The organism is Sphingosinicella sp., assembly GCF_041916975.1.
Lineage (GTDB): Bacteria > Pseudomonadota > Alphaproteobacteria > Sphingomonadales > Sphingomonadaceae > Sphingosinicella.
Map to the genome: position 1 here is coordinate 3,832,189 of NZ_JAYRYK010000001.1, position 17,147 is coordinate 3,849,335.

Annotated in this window: 16 protein-coding genes and 1 tRNA gene; 10 read left to right on the plus strand and 7 right to left on the minus strand. The window is 64.1% G+C overall.

What is annotated here, in order from left to right; translation table 11 throughout:
- The first annotated feature begins 80 nt into the window (after window positions 1-80).
- A complete protein-coding gene (locus ACE3TJ_RS17910; RefSeq protein ID WP_374598636.1) occupies window positions 81-2,237 on the plus strand; it encodes a TonB-dependent receptor in 2,157 nt (718 codons plus the stop codon).
- Between the two features lie 70 nt (window positions 2,238-2,307).
- On the plus strand, window positions 2,308-3,009 hold the full coding sequence (locus tag ACE3TJ_RS17915; protein WP_374598638.1) for an RraA family protein: 702 nt from the start codon (window positions 2,308-2,310) through the stop codon (window positions 3,007-3,009).
- A gap of 52 nt (window positions 3,010-3,061) precedes the next feature.
- Here the strand turns inward: ACE3TJ_RS17915 and ACE3TJ_RS17920 are convergent.
- From ACE3TJ_RS17920 to ACE3TJ_RS17930, 3 genes are all read right to left on the minus strand, one after another.
- Window positions 3,062-3,137: transfer RNA gene (locus ACE3TJ_RS17920), tRNA-Thr, on the minus strand.
- Between the two features lie 44 nt (window positions 3,138-3,181).
- Complete coding sequence (locus ACE3TJ_RS17925) at window positions 3,182-3,460, minus strand: BolA family protein (protein ID WP_374598640.1); 279 nt, start codon at window positions 3,458-3,460, stop codon at window positions 3,182-3,184.
- A gap of 30 nt (window positions 3,461-3,490) precedes the next feature.
- Complete coding sequence (locus tag ACE3TJ_RS17930; RefSeq protein WP_374598642.1) at window positions 3,491-4,342, minus strand: lysostaphin resistance A-like protein; 852 nt, start codon at window positions 4,340-4,342, stop codon at window positions 3,491-3,493.
- A 300-nt stretch (window positions 4,343-4,642) separates the two neighbouring features.
- Between ACE3TJ_RS17930 and ACE3TJ_RS17935 the strand changes: the two genes are divergently transcribed.
- From ACE3TJ_RS17935 to ACE3TJ_RS17950, 4 genes are read left to right on the plus strand one after another with little or no spacing between them, the layout of a single operon-like run.
- Window positions 4,643-5,053 (plus strand): J domain-containing protein, encoded by a 411-nt coding sequence (locus tag ACE3TJ_RS17935; RefSeq protein ID WP_374598644.1) that lies wholly within the window; start codon window positions 4,643-4,645, stop codon window positions 5,051-5,053.
- 42 nt (window positions 5,054-5,095) lie between these two features.
- Window positions 5,096-6,040, plus strand: a complete 945-nt coding sequence (gene cobS / locus ACE3TJ_RS17940) for a cobaltochelatase subunit CobS (RefSeq protein WP_374599441.1) — start codon at window positions 5,096-5,098, stop codon at window positions 6,038-6,040.
- 59 nt (window positions 6,041-6,099) lie between these two features.
- Window positions 6,100-7,896 (plus strand): cobaltochelatase subunit CobT, encoded by a 1,797-nt coding sequence (gene cobT / locus ACE3TJ_RS17945; RefSeq protein ID WP_374599443.1) that lies wholly within the window; start codon window positions 6,100-6,102, stop codon window positions 7,894-7,896.
- A gap of 49 nt (window positions 7,897-7,945) precedes the next feature.
- A complete protein-coding gene (locus tag ACE3TJ_RS17950) occupies window positions 7,946-8,623 on the plus strand; it encodes a phytanoyl-CoA dioxygenase family protein (RefSeq protein ID WP_374598646.1) in 678 nt (225 codons plus the stop codon).
- A 113-nt stretch (window positions 8,624-8,736) separates the two neighbouring features.
- On the opposite strand, the gene ACE3TJ_RS17955 is transcribed toward ACE3TJ_RS17950, so the two are convergent.
- Window positions 8,737-9,633 (minus strand): LysR family transcriptional regulator, encoded by an 897-nt coding sequence (locus ACE3TJ_RS17955; protein ID WP_374598648.1) that lies wholly within the window; start codon window positions 9,631-9,633, stop codon window positions 8,737-8,739.
- A gap of 123 nt (window positions 9,634-9,756) precedes the next feature.
- Between ACE3TJ_RS17955 and ACE3TJ_RS17960 the strand changes: the two genes are divergently transcribed.
- The 4 genes from ACE3TJ_RS17960 to ACE3TJ_RS17975 all read left to right on the plus strand — a co-directional run bounded on the left by ACE3TJ_RS17960 (window position 9,757) and on the right by ACE3TJ_RS17975 (window position 11,754).
- Window positions 9,757-10,080 carry a UrcA family protein gene (locus ACE3TJ_RS17960; protein ID WP_374598650.1) on the plus strand — a complete coding sequence of 108 codons (324 nt, stop codon included), beginning with the start codon at window positions 9,757-9,759 and terminating at the stop codon, window positions 10,078-10,080.
- A gap of 175 nt (window positions 10,081-10,255) precedes the next feature.
- Window positions 10,256-10,780, plus strand: a complete 525-nt coding sequence (locus ACE3TJ_RS17965; RefSeq protein ID WP_374598652.1) for a glycine zipper 2TM domain-containing protein — start codon at window positions 10,256-10,258, stop codon at window positions 10,778-10,780.
- 133 nt (window positions 10,781-10,913) lie between these two features.
- Window positions 10,914-11,156, plus strand: coding sequence for a DUF3297 family protein (locus tag ACE3TJ_RS17970; RefSeq protein ID WP_374598654.1), 243 nt, complete (start codon window positions 10,914-10,916; stop codon window positions 11,154-11,156).
- Between the two features lie 4 nt (window positions 11,157-11,160).
- Entirely contained in the window at window positions 11,161-11,754 is a 594-nt protein-coding gene (locus tag ACE3TJ_RS17975; protein ID WP_374598656.1) for a prolyl hydroxylase family protein, read from the plus strand.
- Window positions 11,755-11,801: 47 nt separating this feature from the next.
- Here the strand turns inward: ACE3TJ_RS17975 and ACE3TJ_RS17980 are convergent, their stop codons facing one another.
- The 3 genes from ACE3TJ_RS17980 to ACE3TJ_RS17990 all read right to left on the minus strand — a co-directional run bounded on the left by ACE3TJ_RS17980 (window position 11,802) and on the right by ACE3TJ_RS17990 (window position 17,066).
- A complete protein-coding gene (locus ACE3TJ_RS17980) occupies window positions 11,802-14,480 on the minus strand; it encodes a TonB-dependent receptor domain-containing protein (protein ID WP_374598658.1) in 2,679 nt (892 codons plus the stop codon).
- 81 nt (window positions 14,481-14,561) lie between these two features.
- Complete coding sequence (locus tag ACE3TJ_RS17985; protein WP_374598660.1) at window positions 14,562-16,085, minus strand: hypothetical protein; 1,524 nt, start codon at window positions 16,083-16,085, stop codon at window positions 14,562-14,564.
- Window positions 16,086-16,289: 204 nt separating this feature from the next.
- Window positions 16,290-17,066 carry a hypothetical protein gene (locus ACE3TJ_RS17990; RefSeq protein ID WP_374598662.1) on the minus strand — a complete coding sequence of 259 codons (777 nt, stop codon included), beginning with the start codon at window positions 17,064-17,066 and terminating at the stop codon, window positions 16,290-16,292.
- Window positions 17,067-17,147: the final 81 nt, after the last annotated feature.

The following is a 17,147-nucleotide window of genomic DNA, read 5'->3' on the forward strand; positions in this document are numbered from 1 at the left end:
AGTTTTTCAATTAAAACGGTAGAGAATACCGATTGATGGAACATGTCCAAAAAACTCGAACCGTCGAGGGGGGTAAGAAAATGACCAAATCCATTCTGAAATCAGCAAGTTCACTTGGTGTGATGATCATGTTGGCACCCATGGCTTCCGCATTCGCGGCGGAACCTGCACCGGCCGGTGACGATGCCGTCACGAGCGGCGAGATTGTCGTCACGGCGCGGCGGCGTGCGGAAAGCCTGCAGGATATTCCGCTGTCGGTGACGGCGTTCGATAGTGCGGCGCTCGAAACCGCCGGTGTGAACAGCTTTCGCGACATAGCGCACCTGATGCCGGGCGTGCAGTTCACAGAACGCGGCAGCCTTTCCGCGCAGCTCACGATCCGCGGCGTTGGCGGCGATTCCCGCAACATCGGTATCGAGGCGGGTGTCGGCATGTATCTCGACGGCGTCTATGTTCCGCGCACCTCAGGCTATAATGCTGATCTCGCGGAGATTTCCCAGATCGAGGTGCTGCGCGGGCCGCAGGGGACGCTTTTCGGAAAGAACACGATCGGCGGCGTGATCAATATCGTCACCAAGGAGCCGACGGACACCGTTGAGGGCACGGTCTACGCAAGCTACGGCAACTATGATGCGATGCGCACGCAGGCGAGTATTTCCGGGCCGCTCGCCGAGAACTTGTTCGCGAAGCTGACCGTCGCGACCTTCGATCGCGACGGCTATATCCACAATCTGTACGACGACAGCTACGTCAACGACGAGAACCGTCGCGGCGCCCGTCTCCAGCTCGTGTTCGAACCGACCGATGCCCTGAAACTGAAACTGAACGGCGATGTCACGCGCGACCGCAGGACCGTGTTGCAGACGCAGATGAATTCGTCCGCAGGCGCCGCGGCGCCGTATTTCACCGGCAACCGTTTCGAGGCCAACACCGACAGGCCGAACGACGACAAACGCGACATGTGGGGGACTGATCTCACCGCTGAATACACGCTCGCAAATGATATGGTGCTGACGTCGATCTCGGCATACCGGAAGATCAACGTCACCGTGTCGAGCGACATCGACCAGCTGCCGATCAACATGTTCAATTCCGATCCGCTCACCGATTTCGTGCAGATGGCGAGCCAGGAACTGCGCATCACGTCGCCTGGAACCGGCCCGCTGCGCTACGTGGGCGGACTCTATTATTATCATCAGCGCGGCAAGATGCTGAGGGAAATCTACATCGGAGGTTCGCTCACGAGCGGCGCTTTCAACGAGGGGAAGGCGATCACGAACAGCTACGCGGCGTATCTGAACGTCGACTATGATGTGACGCCGGAACTCACGCTGACGGGCGGTCTTCGCTACACGCACGAGAAGAAGACAGGTGCCTATCTCCAGATCCGCGGCCCGGTGCTGAGCTACGATTTCGACGACCTGCACCGGAAAGACGAAAATGTGTCGTGGACAGCGAGTGCGACTTACAAGCCGAGCGATGCGCTGACGCTTTATGCCACGGCATCGAAGGGCTTCAAGTCGGGCGGCTTCAATCTTGATACGATCGGCGCGGCAAACCTTGTTGGCAACGACCTCGTGTTCGGACCGGAATCGGTCGTGAACTACGAAGCCGGCATCAAGGGCAACCTTTTCGATCGGCTGCTGCGTTACAGCGCTTCGGTTTTCCGCATGGACTATTCCGACAAGCAGGTCGCGCAGTTCGTAGCCACCGGTGCGAGCACGACGCCCTCGGTTCAGATCACCAACGCCGGCAAGGCACGGATCGAAGGCGTCGAGTTCGAAGCCTCCCTGAGCCCTGTTGAAGGCCTCAACCTGTCGGCAAACGCCACCTATCTCGACGCAAAGTATACGCGCTTCGATTACTCGACGATCGGGTCCACCGTGTCCGTCTCCTATGCGGGCAATCGTATCGAGTTCACGCCGGACTGGATGCTGGGCGGGCAAGCCGAATATCGCTTCCCGGTGGGTGCGGGTGAGGCATTCCTGGTCGGAAGCATCAATTACATGGGCGACATGTACCTTCAGGCCGAAGCCCTGCCGAAATACCATGAGGATGGCTATGCGCTTGTCGATGTGCGCCTCGGCTACGATGTCGGTGGGCTGACGGTGGCGCTGTGGGGCAAGAACCTCACCAAAAAGGATTACCGCACATACGCCCGTGTGTTCGGCGGTCTCGATCAAGCCGTGTGGGGTGAACCCCGCACTTACGGCATCGAAGTTCGGTACAAGTTCTGAGCGAGCAGGTGGGGATGGTCGTCACGATCGTTCCCACCACAACACAGGCGTCTGAAAGAACGAGGTGGTTATGGGGATGCTTCCCGAACGACGGGTTTATGTCGTCAATCCGATGCCCGAGCAGATCGATCCCACTGAGCGCGCATCGCTGCTGAAGCTCGACACGGGCACTGTCGGCCATCATCTCGAGGCAGGCTTCATGGATCCGGGGATGCTGCCGCGTATTTCCGGCAGCAAGATCGCGGGAACGGCCGTTACTGTCCGTATCACCGTGCCGGACTCGGTGATGGCGCACTACGCGCTCAAGTTCACGCGGCCTGGCGACGTGCTCATCATCGATCGGGGCCAGGATCAGCGAACCTGCAACTGGGGCGGTGCCACGATCCATGCTGCTGCAGCAACTGGCCTTGAAGGTGTCATCGTTGATGGTGCCGTGAATGACATGGACGATGCGCGGGAAGCCGGTCTCCCGATCTGGGCGCGAAGCATCAGTCCGGTGACGACGAAGTATCGCGGCATGGGCGGCGAGTTCAATGTGCCGGTGAGTTGCGGCGGTGTCGCCGTCAATCCGGGAGACGCTATCCTTGCCGACGATAACGGCATCGTCGTGATCCCGCGGGGCCAGCTCGATGAAACGATCGAGGGCAGCCTGAAATGGCTTGAAGCGGAGCAGGCCTTCATGCGGCAATTCCGTGAAAATCCCGGTCTCTGTTACCCCGATGTGACGGGCGCAACAGAAATCGTTGAGCGGGCGCTCGGACTACGTTCCTGAACTTTGTGAAGCGCTTGGTATTGGTAGCCTCCAAATCGCGCTGAAGGGCTCCTGGTGCCGGGTGTCGGACTCGAACCGACGACCTACCGCTTACAAGGCGGTTGCTCTACCAGCTGAGCTAACCCGGCGCGCTGCGCTCTATTGCGGTGCTCTTCAGTGCAAATCAAGCGTTTCAGCGTTCCGGCAAGGTCTCGCCGGGTGCGGCGGCGGCGATGGCGAGGGCGTGGATGCTCTCCATGAGGTCGCCGAGCGCCGCGTAGATGGCGCGCTGGCGCTGCACGCGGTTTTTGCCCGCGAAGGCTTCCGAGACGATGCTGACGGTGAAGTGGCTTTCGCCCGTGCCGTCGTGACCGGCGTGGCCACGGTGGCGGTCGCTGTCGTTGCGGACCTCAAGGTACGTGGGCTGGAGCGTCGCGAGGCGGCGTTCGATTTCGGCGCTGATCGTGGTCATGCGGCTTCTATACAGCAATGCGGGGGCGTGTCAGGCGACTTCGGCGCGTCGTTTCCAGAACCAGACCGCGAAGATCAGGATTGCGATCGGCACCGCGATGCCGAACTCGTCGATCACGTAGGGTGTCACCTCACCGCGCGGGCCGGTGAGCGGGGTGAAGACGCGCTGGATGAAGAGGTTGTGGCTGGCGTGCAGGATCGCGGCGGGCCAGAGGCTCCCCGATTTCAGCCGCAGCCATGCCGCGATCAGCGAAACGCCGAGCACGAGTACCATGAAGCAGGGGATGGCCACCCACCATTCGGTCTTGGCGTTGTAGCCGCCGAGCAGGATGAGCGGCATGTGCCATGTGCCCCAGATCACGGCGACGATGAACACGCTCGGCATGAAGCCGGCGAGCTTTGCGACGCGCGGCGCGAGGAAACCGCGCCAGCCGATTTCCTCGCCGAGCGCGGTCGCGAGCGAGATCGCCATGCCCGCTGTTGCCATCAGGAGCGCGTAGCCGATGACGACGAGTGCAGGATGTGCATCGTTCCAGCCGAGAAAGGTGCGTGCCTGCTTGATGTTCTCCGCGTCTGCGAAGCCGCCGAGGCCGAATATCCACACCGCAGCATAAGCCAGGCCCGCGTATCCCAGAGGAACGAGGTAGGCGGTGAGGTTCCAGCGGTGCTCGCCCCAGCCCCAGCCGAGCGAGGCGAGGTCGAGGCGGCGGAAGCGGACGGTGAGCAGTGCGGCGATCGCGGGGGACCACATCAGGCCGGTGACATAGGGCATGAAGGCGGGGGAGGGCTGGAGGGTGACCAGGGGTACGTAAAAGATACAACTGAGACCCAGCGTCAGTGCGAGGAACAGGGCGATGTCGCCGGAGAGCCTGCTTTTTTCCATGACCGATCCCCCTTGGTCGAAGGAGGAGCTTAGGATCATTCCGCGTTTTCTCAAGGGAGAATTTTCTCTGATCCGGACCGGGGCTGCCATTGCCGCCGTACCTTCCTATATAGGCGAAAAACCAGACTCAGGACCGCCCCGATCACCGCGCCCCGCAAACCTCGTGAACGCTTCCACGGCCGCGTCGATGCGCCGGAGCCGCCGCTGTGCGCGGAGCCGGGGTGCGGCGAGCCGGGCGAGTTTCGCGCGCCGCTTTCCAACCGCGGGCGGGCGGGGTGGAAGTACCTGTGCCTCGATCACGTGCGCGCATTCAACGCGGCCTACTCGTTTCAGGACGATGGCGTGCAGAACGCCGTGCCAGGCTGGGAACGACGCACGCAGGCGTTCGCCTCCAACGCCTACGCAGGCGGCTTCGACGACCCGATCGGCGTGATGAAGGGGCGCATGGGCGGTTTCGCGCCGCCGAAGGCGCGCGGCGGACGCGTGCTCGACAAAGCGGACACCAAGGCGCTCCGCACGCTCGGCCTTGACGAAAACGCGAGCTTCACGGACATCCGCGCGCGCTACAAGGAGAAAGTGCGGGTGCTGCATCCGGACGCAAACGGCGGGGACCGCACCCATGAAGCCGAGTTGCGCCGCGTGATCGATGCCTATACGCACCTTAAGGAAAGCCCGGCCTTCGCGGCCGACCAGAAGAGCAGGAAGAGTTAAGTGGCGACGCAGCTGAAGGACAACGAACACCACGGCACGCTGATGGACGCGCCGGACCTGGAAGTCGACGCGCGGCAGGTGTTCGGCATCGACGTGAACATGAAAATCCCGGCCTTTTCCAAGGCCGACGAGCGCGTGCCCGATCTCGACTCCGACTATGTGTTCGATCCCGACACGACGCTCGCGATCCTTGCTGGCTTTGCCTTCAACCGCCGCGTGATGATCCAGGGCTACCACGGCACCGGCAAGTCGACGCACATCGAGCAGGTGGCGGCGCGGCTGAACTGGCCGTGCATCCGCATCAACCTTGATTCGCACATCAGCCGCATCGACCTGATCGGCAAGGACGCGATCGTGCTGCGCGACGGCAAGCAGGTGACGGAGTTCCGCGAAGGCCTGCTGCCATGGGCTCTGCAGACGCCGACCGCGCTCGTTTTCGACGAGTACGACGCGGGCCGCCCGGACGTGATGTTCGTGATCCAGCGCATTCTGGAGGTGGAGGGCAAGCTCACGCTGCTCGACCAGAACCGTGTGATCCGGCCCAACAAGTATTTCCGCCTGTTCGCCACTGCGAACACCGTGGGCCTCGGCGACACGACCGGGCTCTATCACGGCACGCAGCAGATCAACCAGGGCCAGATGGACCGCTGGAGCATCGTGACGACGCTGAACTATCTGCCGCAGGAGACGGAAACCGCGATCGTTTCGGCCAAGGTGAAGGGCTTCGACGCGAAGACCATCGCCAACATGGTGAAGGTCGCCGACATGACGCGGCAGGGCTTCATCGGCGGCGACATCTCCACCGTGATGAGCCCGCGCACCGTGCTCACATGGGCGCAGAACGCGCAGATCTTCAACAACATCGGCTTCGGCTTCCGCGTCAGCTTCCTCAACAAGTGCGACGAGGCCGAGCGCGGCATCGTCGCCGAATACTATCAGCGCGTCTTCGGCGAGGAGTTGCCGGAGAGCATCGCGAAGAAGGCGTGAGCAAGCCGGAAAACAGGATCGAGGATTTCCGGCACGCGCTGGCGGCCACGCTGCGCGCGATGGCGCATGTGCCGGAGTTCGATCTGACCTACACGGCGGACAAGCCGGGGGCTTCGGGCAATCAGGCGCGGGTGCCGCAGCCCGCGCGGGGGCTTCCCGCCGATCAGGTGGCTGAAGCGCGCGGCTGGGCGGACAGTTTCGCGCTCCGCCGCCGTCACCATGATGCGAAGCGCCACGTCGCGCTGCAGCCGCCGGCAGGATTGCCCCGCGACGTGTTCAACGCGGTCGAGCAGGCGCGCGTCGAGGCCATCGGCGGCCGCGACATGGCGGGCGTTGCGGTCAATCTTTCGCAGATGAACCTTGCGCGCGTGAAGGCGGACCCGCTGGTCCGCGCGCGCAATCTCGACGAGGTGCCGCTGGCGAGCGCGGTCGGCATGATCGCGCGCGAGCGGCTGACGGGCGAGCCGACGCCTGCCATCGCCGACGCGGGCCTGTCGCACGTGCGCGACTGGATCGAGGAGAAGGCGGGGCGTCATCTCGACGATCTTGCCGCCAATCTCGACGATCAGGCAGCCTTCGCATCGCTCACGCGCCAGATTCTCGCTGATCTGGGCCTCGGCGAAGACAAGGGCGAGGAACCCGAACAGGACGATCAGGAAAGCGGCGAGGACGAGCAGCAGAACGAGGGCGATAGCGACGACGGCGACGACGAAGGCGCCGCCGGGCAGGATTCGAGCATGGATACCCGTGCCGAAGAAAGCGAGACCGGCGATCAGGAGACGAGCCAGAGCGCGGATATGGACAGCGACGCCATGCCCGACGCCGACATGGCGGAGGACGGCGACGAGGGCGTGGTGCCGTGGCGCCCGAATACGCCGACGAACGATCTTTCGCCCGATTTCGATTATCACGCCTACACCGCGAAGTTCGACGAGGTGCTGACCGCCGAGGAGCTTTGCGACGCCGAGGAGCTGACGCGCCTGCGCGGCTATCTCGATCAGCAGCTTGTGCATCTGCAGGGCGCGGTGACGAAGCTCGCGAACCGCCTGCAGCGCCGCCTGATGGCGCAGCAGAACCGCGCTTGGGATTTCGATCAGGAAGAAGGCCTGCTCGATCCCGCGCGGTTGACGCGCGTTGTGGTGAACCCCGAGCACGCGCTCAGCTACAAGATCGAGCGCGACACGGATTTCCGCGACACGGTGGTGACGCTGCTCATCGACAATTCCGGCTCGATGCGCGGGCGGCCCATTTCGATCGCGGCGATCTGCGCGGATATTCTTGCGCGCACGCTCGAACGCTGCGCGGTGAAGGTCGAAATCCTCGGTTTCACGACGCGCGCGTGGAAGGGCGGACAGAGCCGCGAGCAGTGGCTCGCCGACGGCCGCCCGCCGAAGCCGGGCCGCCTCAACGACCTCCGCCACATCATCTACAAGACCGCCGACGCGCCGTGGCGGCGCGCGCGCAAGAACCTCGGGCTGATGATGCGCGAGGGGCTGCTGAAGGAAAACATCGACGGCGAGGCGCTGCTCTGGGCGCACAACCGCCTGATCGGGCGTCCCGAGGAGCGGCGCATCCTGATGGTGATCTCGGACGGCGCGCCGGTCGACGATTCGACGCTGTCGGTGAACAGCGGCAATTACCTCGAGCGCCACCTGCGCCAGGTCATCAAGTGGATCGAAGGCCGCTCACCCGTGGAACTGATCGCCATCGGCATCGGCCACGACGTGACGCGTTACTACAACCGCGCGGTGACCATCATGGACGCCGAGCAACTCGGCGGCACGATCATCGAACAGCTCGCGCAGCTTTTCGAGGAAGAAGGCGCGGGGAAGGGGCGGGGCCGCCGGGCGGCTTAAGACCGGTCGGCACGTTGCGTTCGGAAAGGCCGACTCCTAGGTGCAACTGATGATCGACGATGTCGCTGACGAGTTTCGTGTCGTTGGGGCACAGCTATTCAAGGGCGTTCTTCTGCCATGTATGTCGCAGCTGAATGCGGCCCTTGCGGGTCTCCCGACTGATCAAGCCGGTGTTCGGCTTCAGGGGATGGAATCACTCAAAACGATGTTGGTTGTTGAGGGCCACATCGGCGCCATCGCATCTATGGCTTTAGGCTCTCTCGCTAGACCTGTTCGGGCGATCCTTTTCAACAAGACACCCGAGACAAACTGGGCATTGGCTTGGCATCAGGACCGGACGATCTGCGTTAAGGAAAGGTGCGAGGTTGAGGGTTTCGGCCCTTGGACCGTCAAACAAGGCATGAACCATGTGGCACCTCCGATCGAGATTCTCGCTCGGATGGTGACAATTCGTGCCCATCTTGACGACGTACCTGCAACCAACGCGCCGCTTTTGATCGCTCCCGGCTCTCACGTGCTGGGTATGGTTCCGGTTTCAAGAGTTAACGAGATCGTGGCCGATTGCGGCACCATGGCCTGTTTGGCTGAGGCGGGCGATCTTTGGCTATACTCGACGCCCATCCTGCACGCTTCCGAGGCAGCCACAAAGCCAGCCAAAAGGCGCGTCCTTCAGGTGGATTATGCAGCATTCGATCTACCTGGCGGTCTGGAATGGCAAGGGGTCTAATGCCCGCTTTCAACTCCTAGATCGCCGACCCGTATCAAGCTTGCAAACGATGTAATCGCCCTTGAAGAAGAGGTGGATAAGGTGACGTCCGATATTCGGGCGTTGCTATCGACTCAATCCCGCATCGGCCGCCGTGCCAGCCGCGAGAGCGCATCGCCGAGGAAATCCATCACCACACGCACCCTTGGTTCATGGCGCAGGCGTTCGTGCGTCAGGAGCCAGACGCCGCGCTCGACGTTGTCGGGGGCGGGCATACAGCGGATGAGGTCGGGCTCCGCATCGGCGACGAAGCAGGGGAGCGCCGCGATGCCCGATCCGGATTTGACCGCGGCCAGAATCCCCGTGAGCGAGGCGTGCATCAGGACGACGGAGTCTTCGAGGCCGTGCTGTTCGAGCCAGTGCCTGTAGATGCGCCACACGCCTTCGCTGCCGCCGCCGATCATCGGATGTTCGCGCAGGTCGGCGAGGGTTTTCGGCAGGCCGCGTGTCGCTGCGTAGCTTCGGCTGCAATAGGGTGTCCACGTTTCGTCGGCGACGCGGCGGCAGACGAGTCCGGCGCCGGCGGGGCGGCGTGCGCTGCGGAGCGCGATGTCGGCTTCGCCCGCCGCGAGGTCGCACAGCGCCTCGGTGGCGTCCAGTTCGATCCGGATCGCCGGATGCGCGGCGCGAAGATCGCGCAGGATCGGCGAGAGAATGGTGACGGCGTGGATTTCCTGCGCGGACAGGCGCACCGTGCCGCTCGCCTGCCGCACGTGGCCGCCCGCCGCATCGGCAAAGCCTGACGCTGCGGCATCGACGGCTTCGGCGTGACGGAGCAGCGAGTCGCCCGCCGGGGTCAGCGCATAGCCGCTCTGCCGCCGCTCGAAGAGCATGACGCCGAGGGCGGCTTCCAGCGCGGTGATGCGCCGCGCCACCGTTGTCTGGCTCACCCGCAGCGCCGTGCCGGCGGCGAGCGTACTGCCCGTGCGCGCGACGGCGAGGAAATGGCGCAGGTCGTTCCAATCGAACATGGGTGCATTCTGCACATTTGCAGAACGGGCTGGCAATATCGTTGTTCGGAGAGGGGACGGAAACGCGCTATTCAGGCACTGCGGCGCCGCGAACCCCCTCCCACACCGCATGGAGCCTAACCGATGAAAACCCTGCTTGCGCTCTCCGCGCTCGCCGGCGCCCTGTGGGCGCTGCCCGCAGCCGCCGAACCCATCTCCCCGCAAACGACGCGCGTCGTGTCCTACGGCGATCTCGACCTCGCGACCCACGAAGGACGCCGCACGCTCGATCGGCGTATCGGGATTGCCGTCCGCAGCGCATGTGGCGCGGCCTCGAGCGCCGATCTTGTCGGCAAGCGCGAGGTGCGCCGCTGCCGCGAGGTGACGCTGGCGGCCATCAGCCCCGTCGGCGCCGCCATGCAGAGCGCAGCTCTTGAAGACGGCCCGGCGCGTCCTCCCACGCGCTGAGCCGCTCTGGCCCGTCGCAGCATCACCTGCGACGGGCCGTTCGTCGCACCTGTCCGAACCCTGACAGAAACATTCACAAGCCGTTCAAACGGCGAGTCGCAGTCTCTCCACGTGGTGATCGGCGGACCCAGTTCCCCTCCCGCCGATGGCCGCGAGCAAAGAGTGGAGAGACGATATGTTGAACAGGATTCTGATGGCCGCTGCGGCGATGACCATGCTGACGGCGGCGCCGGCGATGGCCGACAACGACCGTTGGGATCGCGGCGGCAAGCATTGGCAGAAGGACCGCCACGACGAGCGCAAGGCGTACCGCAAGGGCTACCACGACGGCCGCAAGCACGACCGCTGGGATGACCGCCGCGACCGCCGCTATGCGTATCGCGACGGGTATCGCGATGGCCGCTTCTATGACGGGCGCCGTTATTACGACAATTATCGCCCCGTTTATTACCGCGGCTCCAACGACTATCGCGGCGGCTGGTATGGCCAGAACGGGCGCTATTATTCGAGCTACGATCGCTGCCGCAAGGACAGCAACATCGAAGGCACGCTGATCGGCGGCGTTCTCGGCGGTGTGCTCGGCAACGAGATTGCACGCCGCGGCGACAAGACCGTCGGCACCGTGATCGGCGCGGGTCTCGGCGCGCTTATCGGCCACGAGATCGACGACAAGGGTGGCAAGCGCCGCTACTGCTACTAAAGGCCGCGTCGCCGGTTCGCATTGAACCCCATCGCAGCCGGCGGAACGGGCCGCCCGGACAAGTGCCGGGCGGCTCTTTTCTTTCGCGCCAAAGAGGCTAACAAGCGGGCGAAAGAAACCGCAGGACCAGATCATGACCGAAACCGACAGCCCGCCCGACCGCCTGTGCGCGGACCCGGACAGCCCCTTTTTCAGCGAAGCCGCAATGGAACGCGGCGTCGGCATCCGCTTCAAGGGGCGCGAGCGCACCGATGTGGAGGAATACAGCGTCAGCGAAGGTTGGATCCGCGCAGCGCTCGGCAAGAAGGTGGATCGACGCGGCAAGCCGCTCACCATCACGCTGAAGGGCGATGTCGAGGCTTACTGGCGGAGCTGAGCCGATGCTGGAGGGCGCGCAGAAGGTTCCGAGCCCCAAGCTCGACCTGTATATCCGCAAGCGCTTTCTGACGCCGGAGGAATGCGCGGAAATCGTCGCGCGGATAGATGCGAAGCGTCGGCCTTCGGGTCTGGCGGACGATCAGGGCTACGCGGCCTATCGCACCAGCGAGACCTGCGACCTTGACGGGAGCGACCCGACCGTTGCCGCGATCAACGACCGCATCTGCGCGTACATGGGCATCGATCCCGCGTTCGGCGAGCCTGTTCAGGGCCAGCGCTATGCCGTTGGGCAGGAATTCAAGCAGCATACCGACTATTTCGAGCCCGACGGTCCCGATTACGAGCGCTACTGCGCGGTCTCCGGACAGCGCACCTGGACGGCGATGATTTACCTCAACGAGCCAGCCGCGGGCGGCGCGACGCGCTTCAAGGTGATCGACAAGATCGTGCAGCCGGAAACCGGCAAGATCGTCGCGTGGAACAACCGCCGCCCTGACGCCACACCCAATCCCGCGACACTGCACGCCGCGATGAAGGTGCGGAGCGGCGTGAAATACGTCATCACGAAGTGGTTCCGCGAACGGCCGTGGGGATAAAAAAGGGCCCCGCACGCGGCGAGGCCCTTTCCGTCTGACCCGGAGTTTTAGAACTTCGCGCTGAGACCCAGCGAGAAGGAGCGGCCGATACCGTAGGTGTTCCGGTCGACACGTGTGCCGTTATACTGCTGGAACTCCTCGTAATTCTCGCCCGTCAGGTTGCGCGCTTCGAACTTCACCTCAAGCTCGCGGCCTGCGACCGTGAAGCCCTGGCGCGCCACGAAATCGAGACGCAGGCCCGGATCTTCGATGAAATCGATCGGCGTGCCCTGATACGAAAAGCGGTTCGAGATGCGGTTGCTGGCGTAGGTCAGCATCAGCGTCTGCTGCGACAGGCTTTCGCTGTCCTCGAACCCGATCTGCACGTTGACGATATGGTCCGACTGGCCGGTGAGCTTGGCGCCGTCGTTGAACACGAGCGAGGCCGCGATCGGCACGCCGGCCGTATCGGTCGGGATCGTCGTATCGCCGGCGCCAACCTTGATCTTCGATTTCGTGTACGTGTAGTTCGTCGCGATCAGAAGATCGCGCGTTTCGAAGAACTTGCCGGGCAGCCAGTCGGACAGCGCGAAGTATTTCTGCACCTCAAGCTCGGCACCGTAGAGCTGGGCTTCCGGCGCGTTCGCGAAGGTGGTGAAGAACGTCTGCCCCTGCTGCGTGGCGATCGCCTCGATCGGTTTGTCGATCTTCTTGTAGAAACCGGCGAGCGAGACCCGTTCGTTGCGGCCCATGTACCATTCGTAGCGCGCTTCGAAGTTCAGGAGCTTGCTGTCGGTGAGGTACGCGTTGCCGATGAACGTGCGATCCGATTCCGTATCGAAATACTGCTGCGGCGCCAGCTCGCGGAATTGCGGGCGGGCAATGGTTTTCGAGGCGGCGATGCGGAGTTGCATGTCCTCCGCGAAGTTCCACGTGATCGTCGCGGCAGGCAGGAAATAATCGTTGGCGAGGTTCGTCGAGAGACCGGCGCCACCGCCCGTGCCGAACAGATCGATGGCATTCACGAACTGCTTCGCGTCCTCGTAGCGCACGCCGATGCTGGCGTTCAGGAATTCCATCAGCTCGATCTCGGCCTGCACGTATCCGCCATGCACTTCGAGACCCGCATCGTATTTCGCGACGCCCGCCGCGCCGGAGCGGTCGGTGAGCACGATGTCATAGGTGTAGATGTTGTAATCGGAGAGCAGATAGTCGGGGCGCTGCTGCGCGACGGCGAGGTTGAGGCTCGCTTCCGGAAGGAAGGCGAAGTCGCGGCGCGTCGAGGTGCGCGTCGTGTCCGTGTAGGCATAGCCTGCGGTGAGCGTGATGGCGCGCTCGGTCGGCAGCTTCCAGCTGACGTTAGCGGAGCCCGCCCACACGTCTTCCGAAAGATCGGAGAACGAGATCGTTGCGCTTTGGCCGCCCGTCCGGAGGTCGTTCAGGAAATCGCCGATCTCCTCGTCGTAGCGGTAGCTGAAGGCGCGTTCGTAAGGTGCCTCACGCTGCGTGTTCGCATAGGTGCCGCGCACGTCGAGTGCCACGTCCTTGAACTTGAACTCGCCGACGAACTGCGTGTCGAGGAGCTGGCGCTCGAACCAGTTCGTGTAGCTCTTGTTCAGGCGGTCGGAACCGACGTTGATCTCGTCGACGCCGTCCTGGATGCGCGCCTCCTTGGAGGTGTCGCGGATGTAGAGGTTGGTCCAGCGCAGCTTGTGCTCGCCGAACTCGTAACCGAAGCCGAGCAGGCCGTGCACGACGATGCGGTTTTCGGTCGAAAGGAACCGGAAGTTGCTGTCGGGCTTGATGATATCCTGGCCTTCGGAATTCGCCGAAAGCCCGATCGTCTGCTGCTGGAGTCCGCCGCGCGTTTCCCAGCTGTTGTCCCAGCCGAACGCGGCGATGATGCCGAAGCGGTCGCTGCCGATGTCGAAGCTGAGACCGCCGCTGAAATCGAGCGACCCGTTCAGCGGAATGTCGTTGTTGCCCTGCACGACCGTCGTCGGTGCATTGAGCAGGCTCGCGGTCAGTCCCTTCATCGTGTCGAGGCTGAAATTCGGGCCGACAACCAGAAGGTTGCCGCTGCTCATCGCCGCCTTCAGGTTCGCCGGGATGTTGCGCGATCCGTCATCGAAACCGGTCCAGTCGGTATCGCTGCCGTAATAGGTGTAGCCGCGCTCGAACGTCGTTTCGCTGTCGCCGCTGATGCTGCCGCCAACCTTGAGGAAGCTTTCCTCGGGGATCGCCGCCGTCGTCAGGTTGATGACGCCGCCGCCGAACTCGCCGGGATAATTCGCCGAATAGCTCTTCTGCACGACCGAGCTTGCGATCACGTCGGTCGGGAAGATGTCGAGCGGCACGACGCGGCGCAGCGGCTCGGGCGAGGGCAAAGGAAGGCCGTTCAGCAGTGCGAGCGAATAGCGCTCGCCAAGGCCGCGCACGTAAACGAAGCGTCCGCCGATGAGGCTGAGACCGGTGACGCGCTGCAGCGCGCCTGCGATGTCGCCTTCGCCCGTCCGCGCGATTTCCGCAGCGGAAAGGACGCTGACGACTTCCGGCGTGGCGCGGAGCGGTTCGGGAATGTAGCGGCCCTGCACGACGATCACCTCGTCGCTGGCGCTCATGCCGGGTGCGGAGATGTCGATCGATTCATCGGGCTGCGTCTGCGGCTCTGTTTCCTGGGCCAGCGCGGGCACCGATACGAGCGCGCTCGACAGCAGCAGGGCGGCGAGTGACGAGGGTCTAATCATGCGGGATTTCCCATCTTCCTGAACTGAAGGGGGGCGACGGCCGCCGATGCGCGCCGCCGCCCCGGATGCTTCACGGACGGATCAGTTCGCCGGGTTGACGGTGCAGGCGGTTCCGGTGCCGAGGCCGCAGGTCCAGCCCTGCCACCACGTGTCGCCGGCGTTCCGCACGGCGCCGATGTAGTCGACGTTCTGGAAGAAGCTGTTCACGGTCGCGAGGTTGTTCACCGCGGTGACGGCGCTTTCGTTGGCGCCGTTCACGAAGACGCTCGTGAGCGTGGAGGTGCCGGCGGCGGTGTTGTTGTTGCCGGGAACCTCGAACAGCGCCAGGATCTGCGCCGCCGTGACGTTCGTATCGTCAACGTAGGGCGCCGCGCAGGCGAAGAACACCGACTTGAACACCGGCGGGCCGTTCTCGTCCGTGCCCGCACCGGCGGCCTGAATGGTCGCCGCGCCGTCGATGTCGAGGCAGGCGGAAGACGCCGCACCCGCGATGACCGAATTGGTCAGCTGATAATCGCCACCGCCGCGCAGCAGGATCGCCGTGCCGCCGTTCGCCACAGCCGTGACGTTTGCGAAGTGCGTGTCCTGACGGACGGTCTCGTTGACCGATCCGTCGCCCGTGCCGGCTTCCCACACATAGTCGCCGCCGGCCGAGCCCGCTGTGGCGCGGTGCGTGACGATCACGAACTGGTTGACGCCGGTGTAGCCGTTGTCGGTGTCGATCGAGTCGTCGTCGTTGCCGGTCAGCACGATGTGCTTGCCGTTCACGGTGCCGCCGAACCACTCGATACCGTCGTCGGAGCTGTTGTGGACCTGCACGTATTCAAACGTGGTGCCGCGGCCGACGCCCGCGAGCGTGATGCCGTTCAGCTCGTTGCCCGCCGAGAGCGCGAAGCCCGAGTAGCGGATCTGGAAATACTTGATGCGGCCGCTGTTGTCGTTGGCGAGACCGCCGCCGTAGTAGGCGTTGGTGACGCCTTCCACGGCTGCCTGGCAGCCCGCGGTGCCCGGCGTCGTGCCGCCCGCCGAGCAGGTGCCGATCGGCGCGCGGCCGAGGATGACGAGACCGCCCCACTGGCCGATGCTTTCCGCCGTCGAAGTGCCCTCGACGTTGGCGCGGCTGGTGAGGATGATGGGTTCGGCGGCCGTGCCTTCGGCGTAAATCTGCGAGCCGCGGTTCACGACGAGCGCGTCGGCGCCCGAGGAGCCGAACACGGTGACGCCCGGCTCGATCGTCAGGACACCTGCGGTGCCGCCCGGCGCCGTGCCGTCAGAACCGACGTCGACGCCGACCTGAACAACGCCCGAAAGCGAATAGACGATGCCGTCGAGCTTGCGCAGCACGAGGCTGCCCGTGATTGTGCCCGAAACCTGGCAGGTGCGCAGACCCGCGACCGAGCTGACCTCGGCCGTGCCGGTCGGGCAGTCTGCCGTGGGAGTCGGGGTCGGTGTGGGGGTCGGCGTCGGGGTTGGCGTCGGCGTCGGGGTGGGCGTCGGGGTCGGCGTCACGATGACGCCCTCGCCCGGGGATGCAACGTCGTCAGCGCCGCAGGCGACGAGCGCAAGCGCGGAACCAAGCATCAGGAAACTGCGGAGATGTGACATTGAAGCACCCCTTTGTGGTGGTTGGCCGAAGGGCAGACGCCACGACTCCATGTGACGGCTGCTGTCCCGAGCCGGACGCCTAGGGGTGATTCATGATGGAAATATTACAAATTTCGCAATGTTTTGCGAACGTATATTGTGACAATTCAGATCAATACTTTCACGATATTTTCGTGAAACTGAAACAATTCTGTCACAATGCGATCAGTCTGTGAAGTCGACCACCGCTTCGCGGGCCTGTCCGTCGCGCATGTAGCCGATGACGACGCGTTTTGATTGGGCAAGCTCGTCGGCAAGCTCCATCACCTTTTCCTCGTCGTGGAGGCCGCCGCCGTTGATCGTGCTGACGATATCGCCGTCCTTCAGGCCCGCGCGCGCGAAGAACGGCATGGTGGAGACCTTGCGCACGCGGAAACCGAGCATCGCTTCGCCCTGCTGTTCGCGGATGAGGCCGAGCTGGAACGCCAGCGTCTGGCGGCGGCGGTTGTCGCCGCTGAACGCCGCGCGTGACAGGGTGGGGGCTTTCGCAGCGGGGCCGGGCTTCGCTTTCGGATCCGCTGTCACGAGTGTTGCCGCGGGCGCGGTGCCGTCGAAGGTGAGCAGCGGCACTTTCAGCCGTGTGTCGCCGCGCGCAAGGATGATGTGCCCGGGCGCAGTGCTTTCCAGCACGATGCCGGGCAGGAGCTGGCGGCCGATCGACACGCGCTGCTGCGCATCGCTGCCGACCGAGACGATCGCGGCGTTCCCCAGCGTTCCGTACACGCGCACCTGCGCGACGTCTGCGGGGGTCAGCGTTGGCGCGGGCGGCGGCGTGGGGGACGGCGGAGCCTGCACCACGGCTGGCATGGGCGGCGGCGCTGGCGGAAGCGGTGCGGCTTCGGGCCAGAACGCGAGGATTGCCGCAGCACTGGCACCCGCCGCGAAAAGCAGCGTCAGCCGGATCGTCCCGGGGTTGAGCCTGTTGCCGATTGTGATAGCCACGGGAAAGCCGGTTAGGCCGGGTGCATGACAGATTTGCGACAACGGAGAGGGGGCTCGCGGTCTTGCCGGTGAGCGGAAACG

Excerpts from the sequence above, each read along its gene's own strand:
- ACE3TJ_RS17910 (WP_374598636.1), top strand. The coding sequence starts at position 81 with ATGACCAAATCCATTCTGAAATCAGCAAGTTCACTTGGTGTGATGATC.
- ACE3TJ_RS17915 (WP_374598638.1), top strand. The coding sequence starts at position 2,308 with ATGGGGATGCTTCCCGAACGACGGGTTTATGTCGTCAATCCGATGCCC.
- ACE3TJ_RS17925 (WP_374598640.1), bottom strand. The coding sequence starts at position 3,460 with ATGACCACGATCAGCGCCGAAATCGAACGCCGCCTCGCGACGCTCCAG.
- ACE3TJ_RS17930 (WP_374598642.1), bottom strand. The coding sequence starts at position 4,342 with ATGGAAAAAAGCAGGCTCTCCGGCGACATCGCCCTGTTCCTCGCACTG.
- cobS (WP_374599441.1), top strand. The coding sequence starts at position 5,096 with ATGGACGCGCCGGACCTGGAAGTCGACGCGCGGCAGGTGTTCGGCATC.
- cobT (WP_374599443.1), top strand. The coding sequence starts at position 6,100 with ATGGCGCATGTGCCGGAGTTCGATCTGACCTACACGGCGGACAAGCCG.
- ACE3TJ_RS17950 (WP_374598646.1), top strand. The coding sequence starts at position 7,946 with ATGATCGACGATGTCGCTGACGAGTTTCGTGTCGTTGGGGCACAGCTA.
- ACE3TJ_RS17955 (WP_374598648.1), bottom strand. The coding sequence starts at position 9,633 with ATGTTCGATTGGAACGACCTGCGCCATTTCCTCGCCGTCGCGCGCACG.
- ACE3TJ_RS17960 (WP_374598650.1), top strand. The coding sequence starts at position 9,757 with ATGAAAACCCTGCTTGCGCTCTCCGCGCTCGCCGGCGCCCTGTGGGCG.
- ACE3TJ_RS17965 (WP_374598652.1), top strand. The coding sequence starts at position 10,256 with ATGTTGAACAGGATTCTGATGGCCGCTGCGGCGATGACCATGCTGACG.
- ACE3TJ_RS17970 (WP_374598654.1), top strand. The coding sequence starts at position 10,914 with ATGACCGAAACCGACAGCCCGCCCGACCGCCTGTGCGCGGACCCGGAC.
- ACE3TJ_RS17975 (WP_374598656.1), top strand. The coding sequence starts at position 11,161 with ATGCTGGAGGGCGCGCAGAAGGTTCCGAGCCCCAAGCTCGACCTGTAT.
- ACE3TJ_RS17980 (WP_374598658.1), bottom strand. The coding sequence starts at position 14,480 with ATGATTAGACCCTCGTCACTCGCCGCCCTGCTGCTGTCGAGCGCGCTC.
- ACE3TJ_RS17985 (WP_374598660.1), bottom strand. The coding sequence starts at position 16,085 with ATGTCACATCTCCGCAGTTTCCTGATGCTTGGTTCCGCGCTTGCGCTC.